Origin of the sequence: Actinokineospora sp. UTMC 2448 (genome assembly GCF_024760565.1) — a bacterium.
In the GTDB taxonomy this organism is placed as follows: Bacteria; Actinomycetota; Actinomycetes; order Mycobacteriales; family Pseudonocardiaceae; genus Actinokineospora; species Actinokineospora fastidiosa.
Genome location: NZ_CP031087.1, coordinates 1 through 18,358 on the forward strand (window position 1 = coordinate 1; position 18,358 = coordinate 18,358).

The 18,358-nt window shown below is 70.5% G+C and carries 14 protein-coding genes, 2 tRNA genes and 1 pseudogene; 11 read left to right on the forward strand and 6 right to left on the reverse strand.

What is annotated here, in order from left to right:
* Entirely contained in the window at nucleotides 1-1,536 is a 1,536-nt protein-coding gene (gene dnaA, locus Actkin_RS00005) for a chromosomal replication initiator protein DnaA (RefSeq protein ID WP_189209012.1), read from the forward strand.
* Nucleotides 1,537-1,601: 65 nt separating this feature from the next.
* On the opposite strand, the gene Actkin_RS00010 is transcribed toward dnaA, so the two are convergent.
* Nucleotides 1,602-2,705, reverse strand: a complete 1,104-nt coding sequence (locus tag Actkin_RS00010) for a S1 family peptidase (RefSeq protein WP_258905372.1) — start codon at nucleotides 2,703-2,705, stop codon at nucleotides 1,602-1,604.
* 639 nt (nucleotides 2,706-3,344) lie between these two features.
* Between Actkin_RS00010 and dnaN the strand changes: the two genes are divergently transcribed.
* The 10 genes and pseudogenes from dnaN (at nucleotide 3,345) to Actkin_RS00060 (ending at nucleotide 13,423) form a co-directional block, all read left to right on the forward strand.
* A complete protein-coding gene (gene dnaN / locus Actkin_RS00015) occupies nucleotides 3,345-4,487 on the forward strand; it encodes a DNA polymerase III subunit beta (protein ID WP_189209011.1) in 1,143 nt (380 codons plus the stop codon).
* A gap of 25 nt (nucleotides 4,488-4,512) precedes the next feature.
* Complete coding sequence (gene gnd, locus Actkin_RS00020) at nucleotides 4,513-5,424, forward strand: phosphogluconate dehydrogenase (NAD(+)-dependent, decarboxylating) (RefSeq protein WP_258905373.1); 912 nt, start codon at nucleotides 4,513-4,515, stop codon at nucleotides 5,422-5,424.
* Complete coding sequence (recF, locus tag Actkin_RS00025; protein ID WP_258905374.1) at nucleotides 5,425-6,573, forward strand: DNA replication/repair protein RecF; 1,149 nt, start codon at nucleotides 5,425-5,427, stop codon at nucleotides 6,571-6,573.
* 217 nt (nucleotides 6,574-6,790) lie between these two features.
* A complete protein-coding gene (locus tag Actkin_RS00030; protein ID WP_189209008.1) occupies nucleotides 6,791-7,285 on the forward strand; it encodes a DciA family protein in 495 nt (164 codons plus the stop codon).
* Nucleotides 7,286-7,483: 198 nt separating this feature from the next.
* Nucleotides 7,484-9,463: a DNA topoisomerase (ATP-hydrolyzing) subunit B gene (gyrB, locus tag Actkin_RS00035; RefSeq protein ID WP_189209007.1), complete on the forward strand. Its 1,980-nt coding sequence runs from the start codon at nucleotides 7,484-7,486 to the stop codon at nucleotides 9,461-9,463.
* Nucleotides 9,464-9,529: 66 nt separating this feature from the next.
* Complete coding sequence (gene gyrA, locus Actkin_RS00040) at nucleotides 9,530-12,118, forward strand: DNA gyrase subunit A (RefSeq protein WP_189209006.1); 2,589 nt, start codon at nucleotides 9,530-9,532, stop codon at nucleotides 12,116-12,118.
* A gap of 12 nt (nucleotides 12,119-12,130) precedes the next feature.
* Entirely contained in the window at nucleotides 12,131-12,931 is an 801-nt protein-coding gene (locus Actkin_RS00045) for a DUF3566 domain-containing protein (protein WP_396122916.1), read from the forward strand.
* A 54-nt stretch (nucleotides 12,932-12,985) separates the two neighbouring features.
* Nucleotides 12,986-13,059: transfer RNA gene (locus tag Actkin_RS00050), tRNA-Ile, on the forward strand.
* Between the two features lie 138 nt (nucleotides 13,060-13,197).
* Nucleotides 13,198-13,314, forward strand: a pseudogene (locus Actkin_RS00055) (DLW-39 family protein); the annotation flags it as partial.
* A 36-nt stretch (nucleotides 13,315-13,350) separates the two neighbouring features.
* A tRNA-Ala gene (locus Actkin_RS00060) sits at nucleotides 13,351-13,423 on the forward strand.
* A gap of 63 nt (nucleotides 13,424-13,486) precedes the next feature.
* Here the strand turns inward: Actkin_RS00060 and Actkin_RS00065 are convergent.
* The 5 genes from Actkin_RS00065 to Actkin_RS00085 are packed head-to-tail and all read right to left on the reverse strand — an operon-like array spanning nucleotide 13,487 to nucleotide 18,339.
* Entirely contained in the window at nucleotides 13,487-14,641 is a 1,155-nt protein-coding gene (locus tag Actkin_RS00065) for a tyrosine-type recombinase/integrase (RefSeq protein ID WP_258905375.1), read from the reverse strand.
* Nucleotides 14,641-14,919, reverse strand: coding sequence for a helix-turn-helix domain-containing protein (locus tag Actkin_RS00070; protein WP_309569096.1), 279 nt, complete (start codon nucleotides 14,917-14,919; stop codon nucleotides 14,641-14,643). The genes Actkin_RS00065 and Actkin_RS00070 overlap by 1 nt, the downstream gene beginning before the upstream one ends.
* On the reverse strand, nucleotides 14,844-16,436 hold the full coding sequence (locus Actkin_RS00075; protein WP_258905377.1) for a replication initiator: 1,593 nt from the start codon (nucleotides 16,434-16,436) through the stop codon (nucleotides 14,844-14,846). The genes Actkin_RS00070 and Actkin_RS00075 overlap by 76 nt, the downstream gene beginning before the upstream one ends.
* Nucleotides 16,433-16,861: a hypothetical protein gene (locus Actkin_RS00080; protein ID WP_258905378.1), complete on the reverse strand. Its 429-nt coding sequence runs from the start codon at nucleotides 16,859-16,861 to the stop codon at nucleotides 16,433-16,435. The genes Actkin_RS00075 and Actkin_RS00080 overlap by 4 nt, the downstream gene beginning before the upstream one ends.
* On the reverse strand, nucleotides 16,858-18,339 hold the full coding sequence (locus tag Actkin_RS00085) for an FtsK/SpoIIIE domain-containing protein (protein WP_258905379.1): 1,482 nt from the start codon (nucleotides 18,337-18,339) through the stop codon (nucleotides 16,858-16,860). Before Actkin_RS00085 ends, Actkin_RS00080 begins: the two co-directional genes overlap by 4 nt.
* Nucleotides 18,340-18,358 lie beyond the last annotated feature (19 nt).

Genomic DNA, 18,358 nt, shown 5'->3' on the forward strand with positions numbered 1-18,358 from the left:
ATGTCCGACCACCAGATGAATCTGGGCGTGGTCTGGGAGCAGGTCGTGCGCGAGCTGTCCGCCGGAACACTGTCTCCCTCACAGCGCGCCTGGATGCGGATGACCCGCCCCATCGGCCTGCTCGACGAGACGGCGCTGCTGTCGGCGCCCAGCGAGTTCGCCAAGGAGGCGATCGAGCGCGCGCTGCGCGAGCCGATCACCTCCGCGCTCTCCCGCAGGCTCGGCCGGGTCGTGTCGCTGGCCGTCAAGGTCGACACCGCGCCCGCCCCCGTCCCGCAGCCGGTGCCCGCCCCGATCGAGGTCCCCGTCGCCGAGCCGGTCGCGCTGCCGGTCGACGCGCCCGTCGTGGCGCCCCCGGGCGCCGCGGCCGACGACGACGGCGAGGAGGTGGACGAGGAGGGCGACGCGCTCGCCGCCGTCCACGAGATCTGGCCGACGTTCAACGGCAGCCGCCCGGCGACCGGCCAGCCCTACACCGCGCCCGCGCAGCCGCAGACGTCCAAGACCCGGCTGAACGAGAAGTACACCTTCGACACGTTCGTCATCGGCGCGTCCAACCGCTTCGCGCACGCGGCGTCGGTCGCGGTGGCCGAGGCGCCCGCCCGCGCGTACAACCCGCTGTTCATCTGGGGCGAGTCCGGGCTGGGCAAGACGCACCTGCTGCACGCGGTGGGCCACTACGCGCAGCGCCTGTTCCCGGGGATGCGCGTGCGGTACGTGTCCACCGAGGAGTTCACCAACGACTTCATCAACTCGCTGCGCGACGACCGCAAGGTGGCCTTCCAGCGCCGCTACCGCGATATCGACGTGCTGCTGGTGGACGACATCCAGTTCCTGGAGGGCAAGGAAGGCACCCAGGAGGAGTTCTTCCACACCTTCAACACGCTGCACAACGCCAACAAGCAGATCGTGGTGTCCTCCGACCGGCCGCCCAAGCGGCTGGAGACCCTGGAGGACCGGCTGCGCACGCGGTTCGAGTGGGGCCTGATCACCGACATCCAGCCGCCGGAGCTGGAGACCCGCATCGCCATCCTGCGGAAGAAGGCGGCCCAGGACCGCCTGGCCGTCCCCGGCGAGGTGCTGGAGTTCATCGCCGCCCGGGTCGAGGCCAACATCCGCGAGCTGGAGGGCGCCCTGATCCGGGTGACCGCGTTCGCCTCGCTCAACCGCCAGCCGGTCGAGGTCGGCCTGGCCGAGATCGTGCTGCGCGACCTCATCCCGGACTCCCAGGCCCCGGAGATCTCCGCGGCCACGATCATGGCCGTCACTGCCGAGTACTTCGGCGTCTCCATCGACGACCTCTGCGGCCCCGGCAAGACGAAAGCGCTTGCGGCCGCCCGGCAGATCTCCATGTACCTGTGCCGGGAGCTGACCGACCTGTCGCTCCCCAAAATCGGCCAGACCTTCGGCGGCCGCGACCACACCACGGTCATGCACGCCGACAAGAAGATCCGCAAGGAAATGGCCGAGCGCCGCCGCGTCTACGACCAGGTGCAGGAACTCACCACCCGCATCAAGCAGCGCGCCCGCGGCTGACCCCCGACACGAGCGACGGCCCCCGAGCGGATCCGTCCATCCGCTCGGGGGCCGTCGGTCAGGGGTTACGGCTTGTCGGTCTTCAGCGTGTAGCTGCCCGAGCCGCTGTAGGCGTGCACGCGCCAGCGGTAGTAACCGGCCGTGCCGTTGTACTCGACCTCTTCACTGGCAGCGGGCGTGGTGCCCGACTGCACGTTGGCCCAGGTCGACCCGTTCCACTTCTGCAGGTACAGGTCGTAGTCGGCGCCCGAGGGGCCCGCGAGGCAGCCGCGGTGGGTGCCGGAGGCGCTGCTGTAGTAGTAGCTGCCGTTGGGCTGGTAGACCGAGCCGCCCGCGTTCAGCGAGCCGGTGAAGGTCTCCTCGGAGCAGTTGCCCGGCTCCGGGTCGGGGTCGGGGCCGCCGCCGTCGAGGTCGCCGGTGTAGCCCTCGATCCACGACTTGAACGCCGGGACCTTCATGTAGATGGACGGCGCCTGGGCGCAGGTCGGCTGGCCCTGGCCCGCGCGGCTGGTGGCGCCGCCGAGCTCCCAGCGGTTGTTCGCCCGCACGACCAGCGGGCCGCCGGAGTCGCCGTAGCAGGCGCCCGCGCCGTAGGAGTCGCCGACGCACAGCTCGTAGTTCGGCTGGTAGCCCGCGGTGCAGCCGCTGGAGAGCAGCGTGGTGTCGAGCTGCATCAGCTGGTTCGGGGCGCTGCCGCAGCCGCGGGTCGGGCAGGTCTGCCCGTGGCCCATGATCCGCACGGCGGTGCCCGCGGTCAGCGCGGTGTCGGTGATCTTGATGGGGGTCTGCGTCGACGCGCTGCCGAGCTTCAGCAGGGCGATGTCGTAGCCGCTCGGGCCGCCGATCTGCTGCACGACCGTGCGCGACTCGCCCGAGGACAGGGTGGTCCCGCCGATGCGCACGGAGGTGACGCTGCCGATGCAGTGGTCGGCGGTGACGACCCACAGCGGCGCGATCAGCGAGCCGCCGCAGCCGAAGCGGCCGTTGGACAGCAGCTTGGTGTAGAAGGGGTAGTTCTCCGACGCGGGGTCGCCGCCGATGATGTACGGCTGCACATCACCTGTTGTGGAGCTCGGCGGCGCGGCCTGGGCCGGGCCTGTCAGTGCGATCAACCCGCCGGTACAGGTCGCCGCCGCGGCGAAGGCCGCCGCGATCTTCCGAAGCCGCATTCCGGCTTCTCCTTCCATATGCAGGGATCGCCCCGCGCGCAGGGTTGCGCGAGGCGCACCGTCACTATGCGGTCACGCGACGCGGCGGGAACAATCACACTTGGCCATAGCTTCACTGGATGGCCGGAGGTTTTATTGCGGCCGTGGAGGGCCGGAGCGGAGATCTGTGTCACCGATCGGGTGCGGTTCGGCCATCCACAGCCCTGTGGGTGGCGTCGGGACAGCCTGGGGGCTACTCGGTGCACAACTGGGGATCGCGCTGTGGACAACCGGGCCGGTCTGTGGAGCGCTCGTCCACAGGCTCGAGCTGTCCACGGGCGGGCCGAGTTGTCCACGGGCTCCATGCCCCGGTCGTCCACATCGATCCGCGCCGGGTGACCTGCGAGGACGGGCGTTGTCCACACAACCCACAGCCCTTACTACTACTGCTGTCTTTGCTCTTCCTCCACAAGAACAAAAAGAAGAAACAGGGGATCGCCGAATCTGGGGACAGCGGGCCGGGACCGCCCCTCCCGCTCGCCCGCCCCGACATGACGACCACGCCGTGAACGCTCTACGGTTGGGCCCTACAGCGTGGACAGCCCACCCGGGTCACGCCCCCGGCGTGGTCGACCCGCACGGGCGGTGGAAAGGACTCCCATGAAGATCCGCGTCGAGCGCGACAGCCTCGCCGACGCTGTCGCCTGGGTGGCGCGCAGCCTTCCTTCTCGGCCTCCGGTGCCCGTCCTCGGCGGTGTGCTGCTGGACGCCACGGCGGCCGACGGCGCCGACAGCGCGTCCGGCCTGACCGTCTCCGGCTTCGACTACGAGGTCTCCGCGACGGTCAACGTGCCCGCCACGATCGCCGACGAGGGCCGCACCCTCGTCTCCGGGCGGCTGCTCGCCGACATCACCAAGGCGCTGCCCGCCCAGCCGGTGGAGATCTCCGTCGACGGCGCGCGCGTCGCCATCACCTGCGGTAGCGCCAAGTTCAGCCTGCCGACCATGCCCGTCGAGGACTACCCGTCGCTGCCCGCCATGCCCCAGCACGCCGGTGAGGCCGCGGGCGAGGTCTTCGGCCAGGCCGTCAGCCAGGTCGCCGTGGCCGCGGGCAAGGACGACACGCTCCCGATGCTGACCGGCGTGCGGGTGGAGATCGCGGGCGACAAGCTCACCCTCGTCGCCACCGACCGCTTCCGCCTCGCCATGCGCGAGTTCGAGTGGAAGCCCAGCGGCGACGTCGAGGACGCCGCCGTGCTCGTCCCGGCCCGCACCCTGGCCGACGCCGCCAAGGCGCTCGGCTCCTCCGGGCGCACCGTCGAGCTGGCGCTGTCCTCCGGCGACGGCCTGCTCGGCCTGTCCGGCTCCGGCCGCCGCGCGACCACCCGGCTGCTCGACGCGGAGTTCCCGCGCTACCGCCAGCTGCTGCCCAACGAGCAGAGCTCCAGCGCGATCATCGCCGTCGCCCCGCTGGTCGAGGCGATCAAGCGCGTGTCGCTGGTGGCCGAGCGCGGCACCCAGGTCCGGCTGGAGTTCGCCGACGGCGGCCTGCGCCTGTCCGCGGGCGGCGACGACGAGGGCAGCGCGGAGGAGGAGCTGCCGGTGGAGTTCACCGGCGACCCGGTCACCATCGCGTTCAACCCCGCCTACCTGCAGGACGGCCTGGCCGCCCTGCACGCCGACCGCGCGGAGCTGTCGTTCACCACGCCGAACCGGCCTGCGTTGATCAAGCCGGTCGGGGAGGATGGGGAGGTCACCCCCGGGTACCTCTACCTGCTCATGCCGGTCCGCCTTCCCGGCTGACCCGGCTCCAACCGAGAGGAGCACCGTGCAGCTCGGACTCGTCGGCCTCGGCAAGATGGGCTTCAACATGCGCGAGCGGCTGCGCGCCGCCGGGCACGAGGTCGTCGGCTACGACCGCAACCCCGAGGTCAGCGACGCCGAGTCGCTGGCCGACATGGTCGGCAAGCTGGAAGCGCCGCGGACGGTGTGGGTCATGGTCCCCGCGGGCCAGCCGACCCGCACCGTCGTCGCCGAGCTGGGCGACCTGCTCAGCGAGGACGACCTCGTCATCGACGGCGGCAACTCCCGCTACACCGACGACCGCGGCAACGCCGACCTGCTCGCCGCCGACGGCGTCGGCTACCTCGACGTCGGCGTGTCCGGCGGGGTCTGGGGCCGGGAGAACGGCTACGGCCTGATGGTCGGCGGCGACGCGAAGTTCGTCGAGCGGGCCATGCCGATCTTCGACGCGCTGCGCCCGGAGGGTCCCCGCGAGGAGGGCTTCGTGCACGCCGGGGCCACCGGCGCGGGCCACTACGCGAAGATGGTGCACAACGGCATCGAGTACGGCCTGATGCAGGCCTACGCCGAGGGCTACGAGCTGCTCGACGCGGCCAGCGAGGTCACCGACGTGCGCGGCGTGCTCAAGGCGTGGACGCGCGGCACCGTGGTCCGGTCGTGGCTGCTCGACCTGCTGGTCAAGGCGCTGGACGAGGACCCGAGGCTCAGTGGGATCAGCGGGTACGTCGAGGACTCCGGCGAGGGCCGGTGGACCGTCGAGGAGGCCGTGCGCCACGCCGTGCCCGCCCCGGTGATCTCCGCGGCGCTGTTCGCCCGGTTCGGCTCCCGCCAGCCCGACTCGCCCGCGATGAAGGCGGTATCCGCGCTGCGCAACCAGTTCGGCGGCCACGCGGTGCACAAGGCGGGCCCCACCTCTGGGGCAGGCGAAACACACTAGATGCACGTCCGGCACTTACAGGTGGCCGACTTCCGCTCGTGGGAGCGCGCCGACCTGGACCTGGAGCCGGGCCCCTCGGTGCTCGTCGGCCGCAACGGCCAGGGCAAGACCAACCTGGTCGAGGCGGTCGGCTATGTGGCGACCCTGTCATCGCACCGGGTCGCCGCCGACGCGCCGCTGGTCCGGCACGGCGCGCAGCGCGCCATCGTGCGGCTGGCCGTGGTCAACGACGACCGCGAGCTGACCGTGGAACTGGAGATCACCCCGGGCAAGGCCAACCGGGCGCGGGTCAACCGCGGCGCGGTCGGCAGGCCCCGCGACGTCCTGGGCATCCTGCGCACGGTGCTGTTCGCGCCCGAGGACCTGGCCCTCGTCCGCGGCGACCCGGGCGAGCGGCGCCGGTTCCTCGACGACCTGCTCGTCCAGCGCGCCCCGCGCTACGCGGGGGTGCGCGCCGACTACGACAAGGTGCTGCGCCAGCGCAACGCCCTGCTCAAGAGCGCGGCCGCGAACCGGCGCGCGCGCCGCGCCGACCCGGAGGCGCTGTCCACCCTCGACGTGTGGGACGGCCACCTCGCCGCGCACGGCGCGCAGCTGCTCGCGGCCCGGCTCGACCTCGTCGCCGCGCTGCGGCCGAGGGTCGCCGAGGCCTACGCCGGGGTCGCGCCGGAATCCGCGCCCGCCCGCATCGCCTACCGCGCCGGTGTCGGGCTGCCCTCGGGATACGGCGACGACATGCCCGCGGACCTCGCCGTCGTGTCCGACGCGCTGCTGACCGCCATGGCCGAGCGCCGCGACGCCGAGCTGGAGCGCGGCGTCAGCCTGGTCGGCCCGCACCGCGACGAGCTGGAGCTCGCGCTCGGCGACCTCCCGGCGAAGGGGTACGCCAGCCACGGCGAGTCCTGGTCCTTCGCGCTCGCCCTGCGCCTAGGCTCCTACGAACTGCTGCGCGCCGAGGGCAGCGAGCCGGTGCTCATCCTCGACGACGTCTTCGCCGAGCTCGACCGGGCCCGGCGGGAGCGCCTCGCCGAGACCGCGCTCGCCGCCGAGCAGGTGATCGTCACCGCCGCGGTCGCCGAGGACGTGCCCGAGGAGCTGGACGGCGCGCGGTACCGGGTGGCCGACGGGGAGGTGCAGCGTGTCCGATGACCTCTTCGGCGGCGCGCTGTTCGCCGAACCCGATCGGACTAGCGCCGGACCACAACCGGTGACGAGATCCGGCCGGAAGAACCCCACATCTGGGGACAACCCTGTGGATAGTGTGGATAACACGGTCACCGAGCGAGCGTTCGGCCTAGCGGGCGCGACCGGATCCGGTGAGTCATCCACACCCGGGCGTGAGCCCGGCACAGAGCGTGACGAGGCGTTGCGCGGACCGGACCTCGCCCGCGCCGCCCTCGAGGCGGCCCGCAAGCAGGCCCGCGCCAAGCCGAGGCGCGGTGTTCCACGTGGAACAGCGACCGGCGCGCGCAGGCGTCGCCGCTGGTCGGGGCCCGGCGCCGACGAGCGCGATCCGCAGCCGTTGGGCAGACTTGCCTCCAGGCTGGCCGCCGACCGCGGCTGGTCCGACCAGCTCGCGGGCGGCCGCGTGTTCGGCAGGTGGGCCGCCCTGGTCGGCGCGGAGGTCGCCGAGCACGCCAAGCCGCTGTCGCTCAAGGACGGCGAGCTGACCGTGCAGGCGGAGAGCACCGCGTGGGCCACGCAGCTGCGGCTGCTCCAGCGCCAGCTGCTCGCCCGGATCGCCGCGGGCGTGGGCGCTGGCGTGGTCCGCAGGCTGAAGGTGCAGGGCCCCGCGGCGCCGAGTTGGCGCTACGGCCCCCGGCACGTCCCCGGGCGCGGGCCTCGCGATACCTACGGTTGAAAATCGCGGCTTGAAGTGCCGTGACCGGCGTCCGGACCCGCGCCGCTCTCGATCGGGGCGTCTGTGAGCAAAACAGGCGGGTCCTTGGGCCGCTTCTGAAACGGCGCACCAGTAGTATGGGCGACAGGCACGCGCGGGCCCCCAGACCAACGGCCGCCGCCCACGAAGCAGACCGATCGCCTGAGGAGACACCGCCACGTGGCTGACAAGCAGGAGAACACCTACGGTGCCGGTTCCATCGGGGTCCTCAAGGGTCTGGAGGCCGTCCGACTCCGCCCCGGCATGTACATCGGTTCCACGGCAGAGCCAGGCCTGCACCACCTGATCTGGGAGGTCGTCGACAACAGCGTCGACGAGGCCATGGCAGGCCACGCGACCAGGGTCGAGGTCACGCTGCTGGCCGACGGCGGCGTCCGGGTCGACGACGACGGCCGCGGCATCCCCGTCGACGAGCACCCCGAGGAGAAGCGCTCCGCGCTCGAGGTCGTCATGACCGTCCTGCACGCGGGCGGCAAGTTCGACAGCGACAGCTACGCCGTCTCCGGCGGTCTGCACGGTGTCGGCATCTCCGTGGTCAACGCGCTGTCCACCCGGCTGTACGCCGAGGTCAAGCGCCAGGGCCACGTGTGGCGCCAGGAGTACCGCGACTCCGAGCCGGTCACCCCCGTGCAGCGCGGCGAGGAGACCGAGGAGACCGGCACCTCGATCAGCTTCTGGCCGGACGGCAAGATCTTCGAGACCACCACCTTCAACGCCGAGACCGTCGCCCGGCGCCTGCAGGAGATGGCCTTCCTCAACAAGGGCCTGACGATCTCCCTGCGCGACGAGCGCGTCTCCGACGAGGAGGCGGCCGAGGACGTGGTCGGCCAGGCCGCGCGGGTCAAGGAGCGCACGTTCCACTACCCGGGCGGGCTCGAGGACTTCGTCAAGCACATCAACCACGCCCGCGAGCCCCTGCACCGCAACGTCATCGCCTTCGAGGCCGAGGACAAGGACAAGGGCATCCAGGTCGAGGTCGCGATGCAGTGGAACACCGGCTACAGCGAGTCGGTGCACACCTTCGCCAACACGATCAACACCCCCGAGGGCGGCACCCACGAGGAGGGCTTCCGCGCGGCGCTGACCCGGGTGGTCAACCTCTACGCGCGCGACAAGAAGCTGCTCAAGGAGAAGGACGCCAACCTCGGCGGCGACGACGTGCGCGAGGGCCTGGCCGCGATCGTGTCGGTGAAGCTGTCCGAGCCGCAGTTCGAGGGCCAGACCAAGCAGAAGCTGGGCAACAGCGAGGCCAAGACGTTCGTCCAGGCCACCTGCAACGAGTGGCTGGCCGACTGGTTCGAGCGCAACCCGACCGAGGCCAAGCTGATCGTCACCAAGGCGGTGTCCTCCGCGCAGGCCAGGATGGCCGCGCGCAAGGCCCGCGAGCTGGTCCGCCGCAAGGGCGCGCTGGACATCGGCGGCCTGCCCGGCAAGCTGCGCGACTGCCGCTCGACCAACCCCGAGGAGTGCGAGCTCTACATCGTCGAGGGCGACTCGGCGGGCGGCTCGGCCAAGGACGGGCGCGACTCGCGGTTCCAGGCGATCCTGCCGATCCGCGGGAAGATCATCAACGTGGAGAAGGCGCGCATCGACCGCGTGCTGAAGAACACCGAGGTGCAGAGCCTGATCACCGCGCTGGGCACGGGCATCCAGGAGGACTTCGACCTCGCCAAGCTGCGCTACCACAAGATCGTGCTGATGGCCGACGCCGACGTCGACGGCAAGCACATCACGACCCTGCTGCTCACCCTGCTGTTCCGGTTCATGCGCCCGCTCATCGAGCACGGGCACGTGTACCTGTCGCAGCCGCCCCTCTACAAGATCAAGTGGCAGCGCTCCGAGCCCGAGTACGCCTACTCCGACCCCGAGCGCGACGGCCTGCTCGAGGCGGGCATCGCCGCGGGCAAGAAGATCAACAAAGAGGACGGCATCCAGCGCTACAAGGGTCTCGGCGAGATGAACGCCGAGGAGCTGTGGGAGACCACGATGGACCCGGCCAACCGGCTGTTCCTGCGGGTCAACCTCGAGGACGCCGCCCAGGCCGACGAGCTGTTCAGCGTGCTCATGGGCGAGGACGTCGACGCCCGGCGCTCCTTCATCACCCGCAACGCCAAGGACGTCCGCTTCCTCGATGTCTGATCGATCGATGGCTGATCCGGCGTCCGCACGCCGCGCCGACACACCGCTCGAAGGGATTCACCTGCCGTGACCGAGACCTTGCCGCCGCCAGGCGATCGCATCGAGCCGGTCGACATCCAGCAGCAGATGCAGAGCTCGTACATCGACTACGCGATGAGCGTGATCGTGTCCCGGGCCCTGCCGGACGTCCGCGACGGCCTCAAGCCGGTCCACCGCCGCGTCCTGTACTCCATGTACGACACGGGCCTGCGCCCCGAACGCAGCTACGTCAAGTGCTCCCGCGTCGTCGGCGACGTCATGGGCAACTACCACCCCCACGGCGACTCGTCGATCTACGACACCCTCGTCCGCCTGGCCCAGCCCTGGTCCATGCGCTACCCCCTGGTCGACGGCCAGGGCAACTTCGGCTCCCCGGGCAACGACCCGGCAGCCGCCATGAGGTACACCGAGGCCAGGCTCATGCCGCTGGCCATGGACATGCTGCGCGACATCGGCGAGGACACCGTCGACTTCGCGCCGAACTACGACGGCAAAACCAGTGAGCCCAAGGTCCTGCCCGCGCGCATCCCGAACCTGCTGGTCAACGGCGGCAGCGGCATCGCCGTCGGCATGGCGACCAACATCCCGCCGCACAACCTGCGCGAGGTCGCCGACGGTGTCGTCTGGGCGCTGGACAACCCCGACGCCGACGACGAGGAGACGCTGGCGCAGCTCATGCTGCGGGTCAAGGGGCCGGACTTCCCGACGCACGGGCTGATCCTGGGGACCGCGGGCATCGAGGAGGCCTACCGGACCGGCCGGGGGTCGGTGCGGATGCGGGCGGTCGTCGAGGTCGAGGAGGACGCCAAGGGGCGCACGATCCTCGTCGTCACCGAGCTGCCCTACCAGGTCAACCCGGACAACCTGATCGAGAACATGGCGCAGCTGGTGCGCGACGGCAAGCTCACCGGCATCTCCGAGATCGCCGACGAGTCCAACCGGCGCAGCGGCATGCGCATCGTCATCGGGCTCAAGCGCGACGCCGTCGCCAAGGTCGTGCTGAACAACCTCTACAAGCACACCCAGCTGCAGCACACGTTCGGCGTCAACATGCTGGCCCTGGTCGACGGCGTGCCGCGCACGCTGCGGCTGGACCAGATCGTGCGCCACTACGTGAAGCACCAGATCGAGGTCATCGTCCGGCGCACGCGCTACCGGCTGCGCAAGGCCGAGGAGCGCGCCCACATCCTGCGCGGCTACCACAAGGCGCTCGACCAGCTCGACGAGGTCATCGCCCTGATCCGCCGGTCGCCGTCGGCCGACGAGGCGCGCGTGGGCCTGATGTCGCTGCTCGAGGTCGACGAGATCCAGGCGACCGCGATCCTGGAGCTGCAGCTGCGCCGCCTCGCCGCCCTGGAGCGGCAGCGGATCATCGACGAGCTCGGCGAGATCGAGCGCTACATCGGCGAGCTGAACGCGATCCTGGCCAGCGACGAGCGCCAGCGCCACATCGTGCGCGACGAGCTGATGGAGATCGTCGAGAAGCACGGCGACGACCGGCGCACCCGGATCGTGCCGTTCGACGGCGACGTGTCGGTCGAGGACCTGATCGCGGTCGAGGACGTCGTCGTCACCATCACCCGGACCGGGTACGCCAAGCGCACCAAGACCGACCTGTACCGGGCGCAGAAGCGCGGCGGCAAGGGCGTGCAGGGCGCGGGGCTCAAGCAGGACGACATCGTGGCGCACTTCTTCGTGTGCTCCACCCACGACTGGATCCTGTTCTTCACCAACCAGGGTCGTGTCTACCGCGCGAAGGCGTACGAGTTGCCCGAGGCCAACCGGGCCGCGCGCGGGCAGCACGTGGCGAACCTGCTGGCGTTCCAGCCCGACGAGACCATCGCCCAGGTCATCCAGATCAAGGACTACCAGGTCGCGCCGTACCTGGTGCTGGCCACGAAGAACGGCCTGGTGAAGAAGTCGCGCCTGGCCGACTTCGACAGCAACCGATCAGGTGGTCTCATCGGTATCAACCTGCGTGAGGACGACGAGCTGGTCGGCGCGGTGCTGTGCGCGGCCGACGACGACCTGCTGCTCATCTCCGCGGGCGGCCAGTCCATCCGCTTCCACGCCGACGACGACGCGCTGCGCCCGATGGGCCGGGCGACCTCCGGCGTCACCGGCATGCGGTTCAACTCCGGCGACGAGCTGCTCACCGTGGGCGTGGTCCGAGAGGACACGTTTGTTTTGGTCGCGACCCGGGGTGGGTACGCCAAGCGCACGCCGATCGGGGACTACACGGCCCAGGGTCGCGGCGGCAAGGGCGTGCTCACCATCCAGCACGACGAGCGGCGTGGGAGGCTGGTGGGAGCGCTGATCGTCGACGAGAGCGACGAGCTGTACGCGATCACGTCCTCGGGCGGCGTCATCCGGACCAGCGCCCGCGAGGTGCGCAAGGCGGGCCGCCAGACGAAGGGCGTGCGGTTGATGAACCTGGGAGAGGGGACCACCCTGGTAGCCATCGCCCGCAGCGCCGAGGAGCCCGACGACGCCATCGCCGACGGCGGTGTCGTGGAGGGCGCCGAGGGCGGTGTCGTCGAAGGCGGCGGCGAGATCGATGGCGGTGTCGAGACCGATGGCACAGAGGCGCAGACCGACGCAGGCAGCGAGACGTAGGGGATTTCGCAGGTGACAGCACCCGACAAGCCGGAAGGCACCGAGCCGGAGGGCCCCGCAGAGCGCACCTCGGTCATCGCCGCCGGGCAGACGGACAACGAGGCCGACGACCGCGCCGACGACCAGGCGGCGGTGGCCACCCCGCCGCCCTGGCAGCGGGTCAACGCCGACGAGCAGGCCGGGACGGCGCAGGACGCCACCCAGCACCTGCCGGTCAACGGCGACTCCCCGAGCTGGCCGACGGCGGGCGACAACCACGACGCGGCCACCGTCACGGTGCAGCGCCCCGTGGTCAGCGGCTCCGCGGCGCCCCGGCTTTTCGGGGGCGCACCGGCGCCGAACGAGGTGCAGGACAGCGGCGTGCGCACGGGCGGCTTCGGCACCGGCGGCCTCAGCGGCCTCGGCGCGAGCAGCAGTCCCCCCTCGGCCCTGCGCAGGCCCGGCCGCGGCCCGCGCCGGGCCAACCTGCAGATCAAGCGCTTCGACCCGTGGTCGGTGCTCAAGCTGTCGCTGGTCCTGGGCGTGGCCCTGTTCTTCGTCTGGCTGGTCGCCGTCGGCGCGCTGTACGCGGTGCTCGACGGCATGGGCGTCTGGGACAAGGTCAACGGCATCTCCGACGAACTGCTCAACGCCAACACCGCGGGCGGCGGCGACCCGCTGATCAGCGCGGGCCGCGTGTTCGGCATCGCGGCGATCATCGGCGCGATCAACATCGTGCTGTTCAGCGCCCTGGCGACGGTCGGCGCGTTCGTCTACAACGTGTCCGCCGACCTGGCGGGCGGCCTGGAGGTCACCCTCGCCGAGCGCGAGTGACCACCCGGTTTGGGGCCGGGCGGCGGGCTGCTGTAGCCTTTCGTTCGTTCCCACGGGCCTATAGCTCAGGCGGTTAGAGCACTTCGCTGATAACGAAGGGGTCGGAGGTTCAAGTCCTCCTAGGCCCACCCGGGATGAGGGCGATCCGAGCACACGGGTCGCCCTTCATCATTCCCGGCATCGCCCGACCAGGTGACCGGGCCGGTGGCTAGACTGGGGCGAGCGCCCTTCCCGGGCGGTCCAGAGGTTATGAGGAGGCAGGGGTCGTGAAGAAGGTTCTCGCGCTGGCCGCCATCGTCGGTGGGGTGCTGTTCGTCGTGCGTCGCAAGAGCGCGGCCAAGGCAGAGGCCAACCTGTGGCGTGAGGCCACCGCGCCCGCCAAGTGAGGCTTGTCGGACACGACCCCTCGTGTCCGATTCGGGGACGTAGCTCAATTGGCAGAGCACTGCCTTTGCAAGGCAGGGGTTAGGGGTTCGATTCCCCTCGTCTCCACGTCCGTCTGAACGACAGAAGGCCCAGGTCAGCAGGGTTGTCCCGCTGCCTGGGCCTTCGTCGTCAGCCCGCAAGATCACCCGGCGTGCCCCTCGCGTGCCCCTTCGGCTTGGCCGCCTTCCTGGCCTTCCGCACGGCCTTGCTCATCGAGTCCGCGATCTTCCGATCCGCTTCCCGGGAAGCGTGCTGGTAGATCAGCGCGGCCCGCACCGATGAGTGCCCCATCCGTGCCATGAGTTCGCGCGTGGTCGCCCCCGCCCTGGCCGCGAGGTTGTTGCCGGTGTGGCGCAGGTCATGAAAGTGCACGTCGGTCTTCCCGATCTTCGATTCGGCCAACGCCTTCACCCAGACCTTCCGGAAGTTGTGCCGACTCAGCTTGCCGCCCAGCGGACCGACGAACACGCGGCCGTCGGCTCCCGGTTCCGAGAACTGCTCCACATGCGCTCGAACGTCATCGAGGATCGCCTTCGGAATAGCGACAATCCGGACGCCCGCCTTACTCTTGGGACCTTTGACCAGGCGCCGCCCGCCACGCAGTTCGGCCTGCGACTTCCGCACATGGACCTCGCCCTCCACCAGGTCGACAGAGGTCACCGTCAGCGCCGCCAACTCCCCGAAGCGAAGGCTGGTGAACGCGCCGAGCAGCACCAGGGCGCGATAGCGCGGCGGAACAGCGTCGGCGAGCGCGAACACCTCATCGAGCGTGGGTGCATCGCGTTCCGCGGACCCGTCATCACCGGCCTTCGGAATCCGGCACGGGTTGCGGCGGATCAGCCGGTCATCTACCGCCGTGTTCAGGATCGCCCGAAGAACTCGGTATGCCTTCGCAGTCGAAGCCTTGCCCACGCCCTCGTCTTCGAGCGTCTTCCGCCAGGTCCGGACGCGGCCTTCCTTGAGCTTCGCCAGCTCCACGTCACCGAGGTAGGGCACCACGTGCACCCGAAACGCGATCTCGTACCGCTCCCGAGTCGTCTCTTCCAGCCGTCGCTCAGCGATCCACCGCGACCCGAACTCGGCGAGCTTGATCTTCCCTGCGTCGGGGTCAATCCACTCATCCCGGTTGATCTCTGATTGCTTGTCCGCCAGCCAAGCCGCCGCGTCGGCCTTGGTGTCGAAGGTCTTGTCGGCAGGCCGAAGACGGCCATCTGGCCCGGGGTAACGAGCCTGCCAGCGTCCGGACGGCAGCTTTCGGATACGCCCCCAATCCCGTTTGCCCATCAGGCTGCCCTCCGCGCTTCCACCCGACCAGCGGCGACGAACGCATCTAGGTCGGCTCGGTTGATCCGGACATGTCGCCCGATGTGGTGAAACGCGATCCGTCGTTCCTCGATCAACCGCCGCACGAACCGGATCGTCGTGTTTAGCTCAGCCGCGACTTCGTCCACTGTCAGATACTTCGGTCCCATCTCGTTCCCCCAGGTCAAGCCGCTATCGGTCGAGTTGCTGAAACATCGGTGCCCGCTGCGAGGAGGGCTTTGTCGTATTCGGCGCGCCATCGGATGCGTTCGGAGATGGCGTGCATGAGCAGGTGCGCCCGTGGCGGGGCGTGGGTGTCGCCGGGTGCGAGCTTGCGCCAGATCAGGCGCGAGGTGTCCTGCTCGGGTGGGCGGATGCCGACGCCTTCGAGCATGGAGAGCACGAAGGCGCGTCGGTCGGCCTTGTGTTCGGCGACGGTCTTGCCGGACCACTTGCGTGAGACCAGGACCCGCCGCCCTGGCAGGCCGAGGGTGGAGCGTCGGTGTGCTCGCCCCTTGCAGTGCCCCGGCACCGTCTTGGAGGTCACCCCGAGCGGTTGGATGCCGTAGAGCAGCCAGACCGCGCAGCGCGGCGAGCAGGGCGTCACCGCCAGTTCGGCGTGCAGGCGTTCGTGATGCTCGCGCTGCCGGTCGGTCGTGGCGGTGACGACTTCCCCGGTGGACTTGGTGAGGTATTTGGTCAGGTAGCCGATGTGGCGTCCGGCTTCCTCGGTGCCGCCGAGGATGCCCTTGGAGTGCACCTGTGCCCCGAAGCGCGCGACGTGCGCTGGTTCCTCCACCTGGTCGAGCGCGTCGGCCCAGGCCGTCAGAGGGCGCCGGGTGTCCGGGTCCACGAACCGGCCGTCGTCCCATACCGGTAGGTGTTCGCCGCCGTAGACGAGCTGGTCATGGGCAGGCCACCACACCTGCAAGTAGGTGGCGGCCGTGACCTGCCGGATGGCCTCATGCGGGGTCGAGCCGCGGATCGCCGCGTGCAGGTGCGGAGCCGTCCGCTTCTGCGGCTCGACGGTCGCGAAGTACTGCACGTCCCAACCGACGACCCGGCGGAGGTTTTGCCACCAGCGGTCGACCAGGGAGGCGAAGTGCACCGCGTCCCGGGCCGCGCGCCGGTAGTCGTAGGTGGCGAAGTCGCGCGGAGCGCCGTCAGCTCCGACTGGCCCGTAGGTGTCGCAGGTGAGCGTGACGAACATCGAAGGCCGGTAGCCGCCCGCGTACTCCCGCCCGAGCGTGCGTTTCTCGACTCGCCGTCGAGGCAGGTTCGGGGCGTCCTGCCGCCGCCGCGTGGACCGGACGGGAGCCGTCTTGCGCCCAGGGCCGTCCGGGTTGGGCAGCCTGCCGGTCACTCCCGAGGCGCGTAGTTCCTCATCCACGGCGCGGATGTCCTCGCGGAGGTCGTCCGCATCGACGTCCCCGGCAGCGTCAGCCCGCCGGTACTGGGCCACGAGGTCGGCCCGCAGCTCCAGCAACGCCCGCTCATCCGCCGAGGGTTCCCGACGCCGGTCCACCGGTTCGTCGGTCAGGTGCCAGCCTTCGCGGCACTGGGTCATCCGCAGCGCCCGCGCCTTCCGTGCACACGGCCCGCACACGCTCTCCACGGTGGAGCCGCACGGGACGCCGACGTAGCGCAGGGCCCCGGTGTCCGGGTCGCCGACCTCCATGGTGAACGGCCGTACGCAGACGCCGTGTTGTTCGGCGGTGGCGGTGACGACCTCCAGCGCCAGCGGAGCCCGTACCTTCGTGACCTGTTCGCTGGTCATGCGGCCACCTCCGCGAGGGAGGCCCAGGCCCGCAGAAGGCCGGGGTCGATCTCCGTGCGCCAGGTGTCGCAGCCCTGGACCGGTCGCACGCCGGGAGGCAGGTCCGCGCCGCCCCACACCTGGATCATCAGGCCGTCGGTCAGCCGTCCGAACACGTAGAGGTGCAGGCTGTCCGGGTTGGCGTACCAGGCGCGGGCGGTGACGTCGGTGAGGGTGTCGGCCCAGCCGAGCAGCAGTGCGGACAGCGAGGCCAGCTCTCCACGGCCGCTCAGTTGCAGGGACACGACTGTGCCCACGGACTTCGGGGACAGCGACACCTGCAGCGGCACGGCCAAGCCGCCGAACACGGTCAGGTGCTCCCGCACCGAGTCGAGGACGTCGACCAGGCCGCCCAGCGCGGTCTCGTTCAGCGAGTCGTTGATCATGCTGCGGCACCGCCGTCCGAGTCGAGCGTGAACGGCAGCACGGTCGCCGAGGAGCCGGTGACGTAGTGCCGCAGTTCGGTGATGTTGGTGTCTGTCACGTGGAACGCCCGCGCTCGGACCGGATCCCGCTTGCCGTCCTCCTTCACCCACGCCACGCCGGGTGTCGCTTCCGGAATCTCGTGCGCGTTGCCGCCGCGCGCCCGTACCCCGTCGCCGAGGACCATGTCGACCTGGGCGGCCTCATCGAGGCGCATGGCGATGCGGGTGGTGAACAGGTTGCGGAAGGGCACGATCTCCTTGCGCGGGTCTTGGACCAGGGCCACGACAGCGACCCCGGGCGCGCGGCCTTGCGAGGTGATCGTCTGCAGGGCGAGCTGTGCGCGTTCCTTGAGCTTGCGATCGGTCTGATAGGCGATCACGTCGGCGAGTTCATCGAGCACCAGCAGCAGGAACGGCTCCCCACTGTCGGCCGACCAGCCCCGCCGAATGCCCCGGAACCGTGCCGCCCGCTCCCGCACCTGTTCGGCCACCGACTCCAGCAGCTCAACGGCTTTCGCCCCGTTGCTGTAGACCGGGCCGCCGTGAAACAGCTCCGGGGCCTGCCCCAGCTCCATCCCGCCCTTGGGGTCGATTCCCAGCACCCGCACCGAGCCGGACCGGATCGCAGGCGCCAGAGCCCACAGCAGCGACCACAACACGGATGCCTTGCCCGCGCCCTGCACACCAACGGTGAGGTACTGGCCGCCGAGCAGCCGCAGCGCCCAGGGCTTGCCGGTCTCGGTCCGGCCGATCACGACCCGCCGCAGGTCCACCGTCGAATCCGTGGCCGCCAGCTCAGGCACCGGCAACGCCGAGGCCAGCGGATCAGCGTGCACCAGGTCCAGCTCGATCACACCAGGCTTGACCGCCCTCACCCGACACGAGCGAGCCCGGAACGAGTGCGCCAACCCGGAAGCGCGTAGCTCCCATTGCTCCGGTGCCTGCCCCGGGATCATGCGGACCCGTACCCGGTCGCGCCACCACTCCGAGCGGGTGCGCTTGAGCTTCGGACGCCACTCCCGCCCCCTGGCCTCACCGCACAGCCCGGCCAGCCGGGTCACCGTCCGCCACTGCCAGGCGTACAGCGACGCCCGCCGCAGCTCGGTGCGCATCCACCGCACCCGCCGGTAGAACCCGTGGGGGTCTTGCCGCCACCACACGAACGTTCCGGCCGCGAGCACGAGCACCAGGCCGCCGAGCCACCAGCCGCCGACGAGCCCGTAGAGCGCCAAGCCGACCAGGCCGAGGACTGTCGAGGCTGGGTAGTACCAGATCGACCGCGCGGCCTTGGCCGTCAGCCAGACCAGCACCCAGGCCGCTGCGATGGGCGAGAGCAGCAGTTTCGCCTTCCAGGGCAGCAGCGTCCACCACGGAAGCCGAGGCCGCGCTACCTCAAGCGGAGCCGGGTCAACCCACCGGCTGCCCTTCACCCCGCCCATCACCAACCACCCCGAGCGT